13 protein-coding genes are annotated in these 13502 nt (G+C 39.4%); 3 read left to right on the plus strand and 10 right to left on the minus strand.

Features of this window, described 5'->3' with window-relative positions; all coding sequences use genetic code 11:
• Nucleotides 1-53 precede the first annotated feature (53 nt).
• Together ACSYTJ_RS01830 and ACSYTJ_RS01835 are read right to left on the minus strand one after the other, a co-directional pair.
• Complete coding sequence (locus tag ACSYTJ_RS01830) at nt 54-1892, minus strand: FAD/NAD(P)-binding protein (RefSeq protein ID WP_491720021.1); 1839 nt, start codon at nt 1890-1892, stop codon at nt 54-56.
• Between the two features lie 11 nt (nt 1893-1903).
• Nucleotides 1904-2542 carry an NAD(P)H-hydrate epimerase gene (locus ACSYTJ_RS01835; RefSeq protein ID WP_491720022.1) on the minus strand — a complete coding sequence of 213 codons (639 nt, stop codon included), beginning with the start codon at nt 2540-2542 and terminating at the stop codon, nt 1904-1906.
• Between the two features lie 116 nt (nt 2543-2658).
• On the opposite strand from ACSYTJ_RS01835, the gene ACSYTJ_RS01840 reads away from it, so the two are divergent.
• Nucleotides 2659-2985 (plus strand): hypothetical protein, encoded by a 327-nt coding sequence (locus tag ACSYTJ_RS01840; RefSeq protein ID WP_491720023.1) that lies wholly within the window; start codon nt 2659-2661, stop codon nt 2983-2985.
• A gap of 40 nt (nt 2986-3025) precedes the next feature.
• On the opposite strand, the gene ACSYTJ_RS01845 is transcribed toward ACSYTJ_RS01840, so the two are convergent.
• Entirely contained in the window at nt 3026-3535 is a 510-nt protein-coding gene (locus ACSYTJ_RS01845; RefSeq protein ID WP_491717169.1) for a YbhB/YbcL family Raf kinase inhibitor-like protein, read from the minus strand.
• A gap of 190 nt (nt 3536-3725) precedes the next feature.
• Between ACSYTJ_RS01845 and ACSYTJ_RS01850 the strand changes: the two genes are divergently transcribed.
• Entirely contained in the window at nt 3726-5345 is a 1620-nt protein-coding gene (locus ACSYTJ_RS01850; RefSeq protein ID WP_491717170.1) for a glycosyltransferase, read from the plus strand.
• Nucleotides 5346-5362: 17 nt separating this feature from the next.
• Nucleotides 5363-6889, plus strand: a complete 1527-nt coding sequence (locus ACSYTJ_RS01855) for a glycosyltransferase (RefSeq protein WP_491717171.1) — start codon at nt 5363-5365, stop codon at nt 6887-6889.
• Between the two features lie 50 nt (nt 6890-6939).
• Here ACSYTJ_RS01855 and ACSYTJ_RS01860 read toward each other — a convergent pair whose 3' ends face one another.
• From ACSYTJ_RS01860 to ACSYTJ_RS01890, 7 genes are all read right to left on the minus strand, one after another.
• Complete coding sequence (locus ACSYTJ_RS01860; RefSeq protein ID WP_491720024.1) at nt 6940-7464, minus strand: hypothetical protein; 525 nt, start codon at nt 7462-7464, stop codon at nt 6940-6942.
• Between the two features lie 101 nt (nt 7465-7565).
• Nucleotides 7566-8336, minus strand: coding sequence for an ABC transporter ATP-binding protein (locus ACSYTJ_RS01865; RefSeq protein WP_491720025.1), 771 nt, complete (start codon nt 8334-8336; stop codon nt 7566-7568).
• On the minus strand, nt 8329-9228 hold the full coding sequence (locus tag ACSYTJ_RS01870; RefSeq protein WP_491717174.1) for an ABC transporter permease: 900 nt from the start codon (nt 9226-9228) through the stop codon (nt 8329-8331). The genes ACSYTJ_RS01865 and ACSYTJ_RS01870 overlap by 8 nt, the downstream gene beginning before the upstream one ends.
• Nucleotides 9225-10220 (minus strand): tryptophan ABC transporter substrate-binding protein, encoded by a 996-nt coding sequence (gene trpX, locus ACSYTJ_RS01875; RefSeq protein WP_491717175.1) that lies wholly within the window; start codon nt 10218-10220, stop codon nt 9225-9227. Before trpX ends, ACSYTJ_RS01870 begins: the two co-directional genes overlap by 4 nt.
• Nucleotides 10221-10610: 390 nt before the next feature.
• Complete coding sequence (locus ACSYTJ_RS01880) at nt 10611-12227, minus strand: APC family permease (RefSeq protein WP_491717176.1); 1617 nt, start codon at nt 12225-12227, stop codon at nt 10611-10613.
• A 122-nt stretch (nt 12228-12349) separates the two neighbouring features.
• Nucleotides 12350-13021 (minus strand): CPBP family intramembrane glutamic endopeptidase, encoded by a 672-nt coding sequence (locus ACSYTJ_RS01885; protein WP_491720026.1) that lies wholly within the window; start codon nt 13019-13021, stop codon nt 12350-12352.
• A 20-nt stretch (nt 13022-13041) separates the two neighbouring features.
• The gene (locus tag ACSYTJ_RS01890) at nt 13042-13422 is read right to left on the minus strand and encodes a VOC family protein (protein ID WP_491720027.1); all 381 of its coding nucleotides are present in this window, start codon (nt 13420-13422) and stop codon (nt 13042-13044) included.
• Nucleotides 13423-13502: the final 80 nt, after the last annotated feature.

The following is a 13502-nucleotide window of genomic DNA, read 5'->3' on the forward strand; positions in this document are numbered from 1 at the left end:
ATCTAATGAGATTTGAAAAGCGGAATCGATCGTGAAATCGGTTCCGCTTTTTTTTACATTGTATCTCGATATTTAGTATTAATTTTTAAGATTTGATGGCTTATCTGTTCGGCGCTACGGTGGTTTTCATCATTGCCAACCATTGGAAAGACAGTGGTTAACCAGTGAATGCCCTCCGTTAAGGTACTGAAAACGAAAAAGCCAGCATCAATTTCACCACTAGCATTGATGGCTTGATCAGAATCTGCATCGATGTTGATGGCATTAATTTTTACTGCTCGTTCGTTAGCATCCTTGAACGCAGCTGGGGTGATGATTTTACGTTTTACCATTCCGTTAATCAATTCACTTTTGGTAGTTGCAAAGTTCAGTCTAGGAATCCGTGCCTCTATTAAAGCATCGGCGATTACGGGCTCTTTTGGATAGTACTTTGAAAGGGCTACAAAATGTTGATTAGCACCAATTACGTTCATTTGTGGTCCCAAAATAGTAACCACGCCAGCGTGCATTAGGGCAATTAATTGTTTAAAACGAATTGCAGGGGCACCATTGGAGAGAAACTGGCTGTTAGCTTTAAAGGTAGTTAGAAATTCACTAAGGTAATCAGCTTCTGTAAAGTCGTTTTCTACAATCGTGTCCCGCATCGTTTGACGAACCTCTTTATATACCGTTAGGGCGGATGATAATGGTCCTACGCCAAGGCCCAATTCAGCATCGCTAGCGACCGCGTTTAGCCAGTTGAGCAACGTTTGTTGATAATCGGCGGTGGTTGTGATTGGAGTCCCAGCAACTGGGTTGAGCAATAACTCCCATCTGAGGATTTCATTGGGTTTAAATGGTCCCGATTGGATGGCAGCATCGGGATCTTTTACGAACTGAGCGGTGAATTGATCTATATCAACTTGCGGATGGTCACGCTTAAGGATCATTTGATAGTAAACGATTTCAATTTCACGACGCATTAGTTGCCGAAATTGCTTAACCGAAAGCTTACCATTGATCTTATGCTTTGCGATGTTTTCTTTAGTCACAAAGTGAGCCTTGAAGTGATATTCGTTTGTCTCCTTAACGACGGCCTTAGGATAATACGTGACCCCTCGTCTGGAGCCTGCAAATATGTGAGGCTCATGTCCAGATGGCTTGTAAATAAAGGTACCATCTTCATTTTGGATAAATTGTCCCCCACGATCTACGGTCAATTTAATCATTTCATCAAAGAAGCTCATTCCTAATCCCCTGATAATTACGTTTTGGGCATCATCGATTGGATAACTCTTTACATCACCAGGGTAGGTTGGGGCTTGGTAGTAAAGGTTATTTTGTTCAGCATAATCCCTTAATGATTCCTCCGTGGGCGTTAGCTGATTGACATTGGTATTGATCGTTAGGATTACATTATCAAACTGAAAAGTCTGCTCATCAGCATTGATGGACCAACCATTAGCGGCTTTATTAACATTTGTTACCGCCGTTTGATGGTATGTTACTGTAACCCCAGTGGGGAGGGATTTGACCAATGATTGGTAGAACCATTGGGCATAGACTCCCAGTAATACCCGAGGTGAGTATCCGTTGGGGGTCAACGACTGTGCTAATGGTAGTAGCTTTTTATCGTACCCATTTTCATTAATGAAGGCACTGGCTTTAGTTTGTGACCATTGGTATAGGTTTAGCGCATTATCGTCATCTTTAGCTGGCAGTGAGATATCTTCTGCGATTGTGTTCATGATTAGATTAGTCGATTGATCAACTCGCCAGACTTGGCCGCCAGGTAAAAACGGGTCAAAGAGGTGGATCGATAATGAATCAATCTGACTACTATTAAAATTATGGATTAAATGTGATAGTGTGATTAACCCGCGCGGGCCACTACCAATAATTCCAATGTTCATTCTTATTCCTCCTATTGATTGATTTCTTTAGGATCATAAACGCCGATATCATCAACGAATAATTGTCCGCAGTAAGCTTGCCCATTAGTGGAATTCATCCCGTTTTTGGCATAGGCAAACGTTGCGGTGGCATTTGCATGCACTGCGACCCCCATTTCATCACCCAGATCCACATTGAACCCAGATGGAACATCGATTGCGAGTGTTTTGGCATCACTATTATTGATGTTTTCGATGATTTGTTGATAGTTGCCACTAACTGGTCTTGAAAGGCCAATACCAAATAGGGCGTCAATGATTACTGAGTAGGTATCCCAATTGATATCTTGACTAATAAATTCGACGCCATATTTTTTGGCAAAGTCTAATTGTTGGATTCTTTCAATGGTGGCGTGTTTTTCGTTGCCAGCCAATAAGACCTCGACTCTTTTACCATGGTTTTTTAATAGGCGTGCGATTGCCAGACCATCACCGCCGTTGTTACCAGATCCGGCAACGATTAGGACTTTATCCAGGGGCCATCTTAAACTATTGAGGTTTTCAACGCTTTTGAGTGCAGCCCGTTCCATTAGAACCAGGGATGGCACCCCGATATCACGCATTGTATATTGATCGAATGCTTTAGCATCACCAGCGGAAATTGTTTTCAAAGCGACACATCCTTTATTAATTATTATGTTATTAACATTATTAAACAAATTAAAAATTAAATAAAGAGACTCGTGTTATAATTTTACCAATAATAAAGTTTGAGAGGTTGGTTAAAATGAGTGAATATATTCCTGAAAACATGCGTGAAGTAAAGCATGCCCTAATCGATTTAGAAGATGCTGGTAAACAGGTCGACCCAGATGAATTTATTGCTAAAACGGTTGAAAATTTGTTTCAAATTTATTTAGACGAAGCAGAAGAGGGGCACTATGATACTGCTAGGCTCACGGCTCCTGATCGATTTCAAATTTTTGATTTAGCTAATCACGTTATTCACGAAGAAAAATCAACTAGTGATAGCTTTGTAAATGATTTTAAAAACGATGCTGATAAGTTATTGATGCATTTAGGCGATGTTGCATACGATGTGGCAGCCCAATAAAAAACAGGCCAGCGAATTTTCGTTGGCCTGTTTTTTTGGATTATTGTAAAACTTTTAACTGAACGCTGGATTGATCAAGAATGTGTCCATTCATTGCGGATTGCATTTCATTGAGCCAAAATCCCTCGTTTAAGTTTAACTTAGTATCTAGCGCATACATAGTTAAGGTATATTCATGGTCACAGTTGGGAGGGGTGGGGCCTAAATAACGCTCGCTGATGATTGGATCCAGTGGCCCTGCTAATGGACCAGCAGTACTATTTTTACCGTGAGTGAGCGGAATTAGGTCCTCGTGACTAGCGTTTTCGGGAATCGTCGTGGTATTAGGATCGATATTAGCAGCGACCCAGTGAATATAGGCAAACCCACAAACTGGAATCGAATCCCAATCGAGCATCACCAGTGATAAAGATTTAGTTCCATCGGGAACCCCACTGATTTCAATTGGAAAAGAAATAAATGGAACGTTTCCGATTTTTTGACTATTTTCTGCATGCTTTGTATACTTATTACCTAGATGGTTATTTTCTAGTGGAACGTTAATATTCATAAGTAAAGACTCCCTTCATTAATATTATTATACGATATTACTGATAAGTTAAATATTAAAGTCTTTCTTAACTATGGTGATAATTTATCATTTATCACTGTTTTAATTTGGCGTTTTATTATATAATAACCTCTAGACAGTACTTGATGTTACTGAAAATAAGCGTTACATAAGGTAGGTAATTAATTTTATGAACTTTTTTATGAACTCAAGCTTTAACGCTAAAAATTCAGGAATCGAACATGCTCAATTAAAAAGAGCGTTTCTTTTCCGTAAGAATAAAGAAGCTTACAAGCTAGTCTTTCGCGAATGGAACCCACTTCTTCATTTCCACTTGAACAACGTTGGGATTCATGATGATGAAATCTTAAACCTTTTTGATTTCTTCCAAGAAGCAGAAGATGTTAAGGAAAAGGCAGTTAGACCAGAAGATCTTGATTTTGGGGTTTCTGATTTAACTTACCAAAATGATGATGAACACAACCGAGTAATTGTTTTCAAAGACAAGTTAATCATTGCTCGTGTTAACTGCTTTGGTAAGGATATTACCGATGACAAGCGTGTTCAATCAGTAGAACTTTTTGATGGTTTTGCTAACTTGTACCGTGTTGATTTCTACGATTACCGTGGATTCAAATCAATGGTTCAATGGTATACTCCAGATAACAAGATCGCTACTGAAACTTGGTACAGCGTTGATGGTCGTCCAGTTGTTGAAGACTACTACCGCTTAAATGCTCAAGGTAAGATGGACAAGTCTGGTTGGAAGACTATTGATCGCAAGGGAACTGTTCGTCAATACGACACGATTGATGGTGTTCTTCTTGAATTCTTAAACGCTAATAACCACAAATATCTTCGTAAAACTAAGCCAAATATCTTCATCATGGACCGTTCTGATCTATATGAAGAATTATTACCAGAATTACGTGAACCTGCATACACTGTATTGCATCTTCATAACTCACACGCTGGTGATGCTCAAAAGCCAAATACTTCTATCATGAACAACAACTACGAATACAGTTTAACTGATGCTAACAGATATGATGCCATCATTTCTGCTACCCATAAGCAAACTGAAGATGTTGAATACCGTTTTGCTCCTAAGGCTGCGATGTTCACGATTCCAGTTGGGGTTATTCCTGATAAGCACTTTGACGAACCACGGATTCCAATGAAGGACCGGAAGTTCGGTAGCGTTATTGCTACTGCTCGTATCGCTCCTGAAAAGCAATTGGATAAGGTGATTCGGGCTGCTGGGATTGCTCGTAAGACCGTTCCAGAAGTGACTGTTGACCTTTATGGATACATTGATCACTCCAATGATGATATTGCAATGAAGCGGATTAATGCTGCTATCAAGGATTACCACATGGAAGATGCTGTGCACATTCACAGTTACGTTAACAACGTTTCCATCGTTCAAAAGAACGCTCAAATCTACGGTTTAGCATCTGTCATGGAAGGTTTTAACTTGGCCATGATGGAAGCTCAATCCGAAGGTGATGTTGGTATTACTTATGATGTTAACTATGGTCCTAACGAATTAGTAGTGGACAAAGAAAATGGTTACATCGTTGATTATGGTGACTACAAGAAGATGGGTCAACACATGACCGACTTATTCACCAATCCTGATCAATTACAAAAGATGTCTGACAAGGCCTACGAACTTTCAAAGCGTTACTCAGAAACTAACGTTTGGAAGGCTTGGAAGGAATTATTAGATGACGCTGCTAAGAAGTGGAAGCACAAGATGGCAGTATGGAACCCTGATATTGAAAAGGGTCTCGAAAAACTAGATTAAGGAGCGGCTGAATAGATATGACTAAAACGTTTTTATTTGTAAACGAAAACATTTTTACATTCAATTCCGGAACTGAATTTTCCGCAATGAATCGTCAAAAATTATTTAAAAAGAACAAAAGAGACTCAAAGATTGTTACTCGTAATTACAATCAAGGTCTTCATCAAGAAATTGAAAAGTATGGTTTGGGTAATGACGACATTTTAAACATGTACGATTACTTCCAAAAAGTTACTGATGTTCCTCACAAGCATGCTTTCTTACGTTATTCAGACATGGTTGATAAAAATGAATACAAGATCGATGGTGTTGATAACAACAAATCATACGTTGAACAAAAGGGTAAGGTTGTTGCACAAGTAAACATCTTCCCACTTACTGTTGGTGAAATTGGAACGGTTGATTTCTACGACCGTTTCGGTAACACTAGTAGTCGTGATGTCTGGGATGGACGTGGTTTCCGTTCTAAGACTCAATACCTTCATCCAGATGGTCAAGTAGGTCATGAAATCCTATTTGATTACGAAGGTAATCCAGTAATGGAAATTACTCACATGAACATCAATGGTCAAGTTCACCCAACCATGTTCAAGTTATTGAACTACAAGGGTAAGAACCACCGTTTCAATACTGAAGATGACCTATTCGAATTCTTCTTAAATGAAATTGCTGACCCAGAAAAGACGGTTCTAATTAACGACCGTCCTACTTTAACTGAAGTTGTTGCACGGATTAAGAATGTTGCTGGTAAGTACCAATTCTTACACAACGAACAAACAACTGATGCTAACTTAGCTGGTAGCGCAAAGGGTAAGTTATACCCAATCCTTGAAACATTATTCCACAATCACTTAGGTGACTACAATGGTTTAATCGTTTCTACTCCACAACAACGTGATGACTTAAGTCGTCTTTTCCCAGAAATTAAGACTTACGCAATCTTCGATACTGCATTATTTGCTGAAAAAGAAGCTGAAATTCGGAAGTCACTCGAAGATGACCGTGATAACAACGTTGTTTATGTTGGTCGGATCTTCCATGACAAGCATATCGATCAATTAATTCAAATTGTTAGTTTTGCTAAGAACCGTGTTCCAAACATCCACTTAGATGTTGTCGGTTACTTTGAATCAGAAGAATATCGTCAAGAATTATTGAACTTAGTTAAGAAGTTAGGTCTTGAAACTAACGTTGACTTCAAGGGTTACCTTGTTGGCGAAGATAAAGAAAAGGTACTAAGTGCCGCCAAAGTAATTATCCAAACTTCATTCGGTGAAGGTTTGAGTATGTCATTGGTAAACGGACTTGAATACGGATTAGCTGAAGTTGCTTACGATGTTAACTACGGTCCTAGAAATATCATTGACAACGACGTTAATGGTTACCTAATTCCTGCAGGAAACGTTCGTGAAGCTGCTGGTAAGATCGATGAAATTTTACTAGACAGTAAACTATTCAAGAAGTTAAGCAACGGTTCATTAGTTAAGGCTAAGGAATTCAGTTCTGAAAACGTTAATAAGCAATGGGATCAAGTTACTAAATAATTTGACCTAAGCAAATAAAAAAACTGTGAATTTTTCAATTCACAGTTTTTTTATTTAGTAAAGTTTAAAACGTAATATCCTTGCCCATCAGATGTAATTGTATAGTTATTATAACCAGCTTGAATCCAACTAGATTGGGTTGCTTTCGCCCAATTGGTGGCATCGGCAACTGAGCTGAATTGACGTGGTGCACTAAAACCTCCATTATTCTGCGGAGCAGGGTTATTTTGGCTTTTTCTATCATTAGCTGGGTGGTTATTAGCGTTAGTTCCCTTATTAGAACTCTTATTAGTACTATTACTATGCGTAGTTTTACTGCTGGAGCTAGCGCTATTTTTGATGGATGAACTAGCACTGGTACTGCTAGCACTAACCATTGATGACGATGATTGTCCAGCTTGGTTATTATCGTTAGCGGTCAAAAACTTAATCCCAACTACTAGCATTCCAATTACGATTACTAATCCTAAAATCCAGGGCCAGACCTTGAAATTTTTAGGATCTTGATTGGGTTGTTTTTGACTCCCATTAAAGTCGTAGCGTTTGACTCGCGATTGCGGTTCTTGCTTACTCAAATATATCCCTCCATAAGTTAATGCTAATCTAGCATTAATTTATATTATAACAAAAAACCGCGACAATGCCTATTTTTGACATTGCTGCGGTTTTTTATTGTTTAATTAGTAGGGTCAAAGAATTGATATAAATCTTGTTTGGTGATGGATTGTTTTTCCGTCCCTCGAATATCATATTCAATCTGGCCTTGATTTAAAACGATTAGTCGATTGCCATACTTAATTGCATCATCTAAATGGTGGGTGATCATTAAGCAGGTAAGTTTTTGTTCTTGAACGGTGTGATTAGTCAATTCCATTAATTCTTGGGAAGTGTTAGGGTCCAATGCAGCCGTATGTTCATCTAATAGCAAGATTTCAGGTTTTTTAATGGTGGCCATTAAAAAGCTGAGCGTTTGTCTTTGACCTCCTGAAAGATTACCAGTAGGGGTGTTTAAGCGGTCGCTAAGGTGATTATGCAACTGACTTGTTATTTGTTGATATTTGCCCATTTGACGCCGTAAATGGCGGGGTGTTAACAAACGTTTTTGTCCACGCTTTTCAGCAAGTAACAGGTTTTCAGCCACCGTCATTCGTGGGGCGGTCCCTAGCTTTGGATCCTGGAAAACACGGCTTAGAAATTGGGTCCGTTTAGCAACTGACGTTTTAGTGATATTCTTGCCATTCAATAATAGTTGTCCAGAAGTAATCGGTAAATTACCACCAATGGCATTGAAGAATGTTGATTTTCCAGCCCCGTTCGATCCTAGGATAGTAATAAAATCACCTGGATAGATATCTAAACTAACGTGGTCTAAAATGTTTAATGGTTGCCCACCGTTTGGGTGGACGGTTTTAACAACATCTTTTAATTGAAAAATTGGTTTATTCATTGCGTTCGAACCCCCGTTTCAAAGTGTGCATTAAGTTGAACTTGTCCTTGAATGCTGGCAAACTCATGCATAGTGCTAAGATAATTGATGAAATTAAGTTCAAGTCGTTGGCATTGAAACCAAGTTGTAGAACGATTAGTAAAACGAATCGGTAGAGGATACTACCAAGCGTAACGGCAACGAGTCGTTGATTCATAGTTAGGTTGCCAAAGACGACTTCGCCAATGATGATGGATGCTAATGCGACAACGATAATTCCAATTCCCATGTTGACATCTGAATACCCATTATTTTGTGCAACAAGGGCACCCCCAAGGGCAATGACACCATTAGAAACGCTAACGCCTAAGCACTTCATTGCATCGGTGTTGATTCCTAATGATTGCGCCATGGTTTCGTTATCACCAGTGGCAATAAATGCTTGTCCTAGGTCAGTTTGTAAGAAGTAAATGATGGCAATCGTTACGATGGTAATGACGATCAATCCTAAGAACACACTGTTGAAGTAATTAGGGAGTCCTTGGAAAATTTTAGCGTTTAAAAGGTTCCCCTTGCCTAATAGTGATACGTTCGCAGCTCCCATGATTCTTAAGTTAACTGAGTAGGCGGCTGTCATGACTAGGATTCCTGATAGCAACACTGGAATCTTGGCCTTGGTATACAATAGTCCGGTCACTAACCCTGCGATGGCCCCACCAATGAATGCACACAGGGTCGCAACGATTGGTGAATACCCATGGGCGATCATGGCAGCAGCGATTGCAGCCCCCATTGGGAAGGTCCCTTCAACCGTCATATCAGGAAAATCTAAAATCCGAAATGTTAAAAATAGTCCGATGCCAAGTACACCCCAGAGGAGCCCTTGACCGATAGCAGATACAATTAAACTCATTTGATAACCTCTCCCTTCGTTTCAGCTTCTTTCATAATTGAAGCTGGAATCTGAATGTGTAGTTTCTTGGCTTGTTTAACGTTAACGATCATCTTACCTTGTTGGAATCTCTTAACTGGGGTGGTAGCTGGGTTTTCACCACGGAGAATTTTGGCAGTCATTTTACCGATGGTTACCCCCATTTGAAATTGATCAACTCCGTAAGTAGCGATTCCACCAGATTTAACCATGAAGTCGACTGAAGGGAAAACAGGGACGTTTGATTTATCTGCGTTGGCAACTAAGGTATCCATGGCTGCAGCAATCGTGTTATCGTTAGGAACGTATACGGCTTGGACTTTGCTAACCATTTGGCTGGAAACTTGATTCAAGTCGTTAGAATTAGCAATTGTGTATGTTTTAAGATCGATGCCTTCCTTTTTGCAAAGAATTGCGAATTGCTTAGCTTGGGAAGTTGATGATGGATCACTAGATGTATAGATAATACCAAGGGTCTTTAATTTGGGCATGAAGGCCTTGATGACGTTCAATTGCTTTTGGAGTGGTGAACCATTGGCGACCCCTGTAATATGACCGCCTGGGTGTTTTAAGTTGGAAACTAGACCAGCGCCAACGGGGTCGGTGATGGCACCTAGGATCACTGGGTTATTATGGATGGTGCTAGCTAATGCCTGAGCGGATGGGGTGGTGATTCCAACCGAGGCAGTGGCGTTTTCGTTGGCAAACTTGGTACTCATGGTCTTTAGATTACTTTGATCATTTTGCGCATTTTGGTAGTCAATTTTAATGTTCTTACCAGGTTGATATCCGCTATCCTTAAGTCCCTGAATGATTCCATGGTGAATGGCATCTAAGGAAGGGTGGGTCATTAACTGTAAGATTCCTAATGTCGGGATCTTTGCGCTAGTAGTGGTGGTAGCGTTCTTTTCTTGGAAGAATGCGAAGCCAAGAAATACGAACAGGATGGTGATGAGTGCATACATTCGTTTCATAATCAATCTCCTTAATATTATTTAAACGTTAAAACCATAATGGAAACAAAAAGGCGAACTACTTAGACAGTCCTAAGCAGTTCGCCTTAATTGGGTTCAGCTTTGACCGGTTTAAGTTTTGTCCGAACAAGCTGAATGATTTCTTTGAAGAAAGAGCCGGTCCAGATACGCCTTTGCATGATAAAAGGAAGCCGTATCTGTTTGAAGATAACGACTTATGACCGATTTTGCCAACGAATTGATGAGTAAGCTAATTTAATATTATTCATTGGTTCTTTCTCCTTTCTACTTTTAAGATTAGATTTATTTTAATATATTCTTTAAATGTTTGTCAAGCAAAAAAAAAAAGAGATTAGCAATTTTGCTAACCTCTTTCTTGTTGATGTTCAATTATTTTAAATCTCCATCGACCGTATCATTTACTTCTTTTGCTTTATCTAAATCATCATCAGTTTGGAAACTGTAACTAGAAATTCCCCAGTAGTAGAATACCAGTGCAACTACGATAATTACAACGAAGTCGAGTGGGTATGGGAGGAAGTTGATTCCATTAAAGTCCTTACTACCTAGGTATGAGACTGCTGATAAGAAGATCAAGTAGACGATCATCCATAGTGCAGAAATAAATTGTTTTCTAGTTTCCTTCCATTGGTTTTTCCATTCAAAGTAGAAGTAGAATGGAAGCCCCAATAGGATTACTAAGATAACTTGAACCGTTGTTGGCCATTTAGCCCAGTAAGTGGCTAAACTAGCCATCACAAAGGCAAATGGGGCCATGAAGTTTAATAACTTCAATCGAATTGGCCGCGTAAAGTTTGGCGCAATTCTTCTTAAAGTGGCCACCGTTACCGGTCCAGTTAGGTAGGCAATCAATGTGGAAGTAGAGATAACGCTGGCAAGCGTAGCCCAACTTCTAAACGATGCCACTAGCAATACTGAAATAATCAAGTTGGCAACCATCGCAACCCGTGGCACACCCCAACGTTTGTTGATTTTACCTAAGAATTTAGGCATGTGTTCGTTGGTAACCATTGCGGCAAGGGTCCGACTAGTTTGAGCAACGAATGAAACTCCAGTTCCAAATGGTGATACGAACGCATCTGCATATAGCATCACTGTTAACCAGTAAAGGTTAAGTCCCATTGCGATATCAGCAAATGGGGAATTGAAGTTAACACCGTGCCAACCATGGGCAAGGTTTGCAGGTTCGATCGAACCAATAAATGTAAATTGAAGTAATACATAAATCACAGTACTAATTCCAAGTGAGATAATAATCCCACGTGAAATATTCTTTTTCGGATTTTCAATTTCACGTCCCATATTAATAACCACTTGGAAGGCATTGTATGAGAAGATGATCCCAGAAGCAGTCGTAGCTGCAAAGATGGAAGCACTTCCGTATGGCATAAAGCCACCTAATGCAGGGTTATTAAAGTCTTGCGGTGTGAAACCAGATACTAACAACATGATGATCGTGATGATTGGAACCCCTAGCTTAAAAATTGAAATAAAGCTAGTAAAGTTCGCTAATAAATTAACTGACCAATAATTCAAGAGGGTAAATACCAAGATGAATAAGAAGACAATTAATAGTCCTTCATTAGTAATTTCTCCATTGCTTAAAAACCCTCTGGTCCAGTTCGCCCATGACCAAGGCCATGAACTCATGTATTGAACCGCGGCAACGGCTTCAATTGGAATTAAAGTAACTAGGGATACCCAGTTTGCCCACGCCGCAATGAACCCTAGCAAGGATCCATGCGAGTATTGAGCATACTTACTCATTCCACCACTTTCAGGAAACATCGTTCCCAATTCAACGTAATTAAATGCGATTGAACCAATCACGATTGCCCCAACGACCCAGGAAATAATTGCAGCTGGTCCGGCGACTTTTGAAGCCTCCCAAGAACCGAACAACCATCCTGAACCAATAATGGAACTTAAACCTAACATTACAATTTGAAACAAACCAATCTTACTTTTACTATTTTGTTTTGACATAGTTCTCCTTTCACGGTCTTTTAGTATTTTATCAAATATAATAATAATTGCAAATTAAAAAATCAGTATTGGCGGGATGTTAAACGCTTTCATTCCGTTAACCAATACTGATTTCACAATCTTTATAAAAAGCTAGATAAATTATTGAGCATGTGAATGGTGATGCTATAGCGAACGTCCTTAAAATGCAGGTAGGTGAATGCTAGGATCCAACCGATTGCTGAATAGAACATCCAATTTACGCTGAAATTAAGGGTATGCATAAAGCCGAACACCATTCCACAGACGATGATTCCGCACCACTTATGCAGGCCACCCTTCTCAATTGCAAAGAAGTAGTTGAAAAAGATGCCGCGGAAAATGAATTCCTCAAATATGGGGCCGATAAAACTAATATCAATAAAATTAGGCCAAAACATTTGTTTTACTGATTGATTGAGGGCATTTTCATTACTGGGTTCACTCAAGAACTTGGCGTTAATTAGTGCTTGCCAGACAAATTGCATGGCCATCAAGAGTGCAAAGATTAAGCAGAGTTGGATGATTGCCCGTTTGTCAATCTTTTTGGTGCCAAAGCCAAATGGATTGCGCTTGTTGAGTTGCTTGTTGTAACGCCAGATAATAAAGGCCAGACAAAACAAGGCCACGACCAAAGCAATGACCAGCCCGAAGAAGATGGTGCTGGTCGATTGATGTGGGGACACAAAGCTCAAAAAGAAGTCACCAATTAAATAAATGAGAATGAAACCAATGAATTTGAGAATTTTGAAGCTTTGGGTTTTGATGTATTTCATAATAATGCCTCACTAAGTCCTTACTTGGTTTCACAAAGTTGAATTAGATTACGGTCTGGATCATAGACCGTAACGGCGTTCATTTTACCGTTGCTACCTTGAATTTCGGAAGGGCCGCTGACGATGTCGACACCATAATTCGCCATGTGGTTTATAACATAATCGAGTGAATCCTTTACGATCAATGAAATGCGACTGCTCCCAGGAGTTGGCATTGCAATTGATTCTTCACTAGCAACTTCTTTGGTTACAAAAATGATTTTTTGATGACCAACTTGAATTGCAAGGTGGTCCCCATCCATACTAATAATTGGTAAGTCAAATACTTCATGGTAAAAACGCATGGTGGTTTCTAAGTTAGCAACGGTCACTGTAATGCTGTCAATATCTTTAATTTTCATTTTAACTTTCCTTCCTATTTTGAATTAACAGAAACATTATAACATAGCCGCAAAATCTTAATCTTAAAGTGGTGGTAAAA

Source organism: Nicoliella sp. ESL1113 (genome assembly GCF_058509245.1).

Excerpts from the sequence above, each read along its gene's own strand:
- ACSYTJ_RS01870 (WP_491717174.1), bottom strand. The coding sequence starts at position 9,228 with ATGAGTTTAATTGTATCTGCTATCGGTCAAGGGCTCCTCTGGGGTGTA.
- trpX (WP_491717175.1), bottom strand. The coding sequence starts at position 10,220 with ATGAAACGAATGTATGCACTCATCACCATCCTGTTCGTATTTCTTGGC.
- ACSYTJ_RS01885 (WP_491720026.1), bottom strand. The coding sequence starts at position 13,021 with ATGAAATACATCAAAACCCAAAGCTTCAAAATTCTCAAATTCATTGGT.
- ACSYTJ_RS01855 (WP_491717171.1), top strand. The coding sequence starts at position 5,363 with ATGACTAAAACGTTTTTATTTGTAAACGAAAACATTTTTACATTCAAT.
- ACSYTJ_RS01890 (WP_491720027.1), bottom strand. The coding sequence starts at position 13,422 with ATGAAAATTAAAGATATTGACAGCATTACAGTGACCGTTGCTAACTTA.
- ACSYTJ_RS01850 (WP_491717170.1), top strand. The coding sequence starts at position 3,726 with ATGAACTTTTTTATGAACTCAAGCTTTAACGCTAAAAATTCAGGAATC.
- ACSYTJ_RS01845 (WP_491717169.1), bottom strand. The coding sequence starts at position 3,535 with ATGAATATTAACGTTCCACTAGAAAATAACCATCTAGGTAATAAGTAT.
- ACSYTJ_RS01865 (WP_491720025.1), bottom strand. The coding sequence starts at position 8,336 with ATGAATAAACCAATTTTTCAATTAAAAGATGTTGTTAAAACCGTCCAC.
- ACSYTJ_RS01830 (WP_491720021.1), bottom strand. The coding sequence starts at position 1,892 with ATGAACATTGGAATTATTGGTAGTGGCCCGCGCGGGTTAATCACACTA.
- ACSYTJ_RS01840 (WP_491720023.1), top strand. The coding sequence starts at position 2,659 with ATGAGTGAATATATTCCTGAAAACATGCGTGAAGTAAAGCATGCCCTA.
- ACSYTJ_RS01880 (WP_491717176.1), bottom strand. The coding sequence starts at position 12,227 with ATGTCAAAACAAAATAGTAAAAGTAAGATTGGTTTGTTTCAAATTGTA.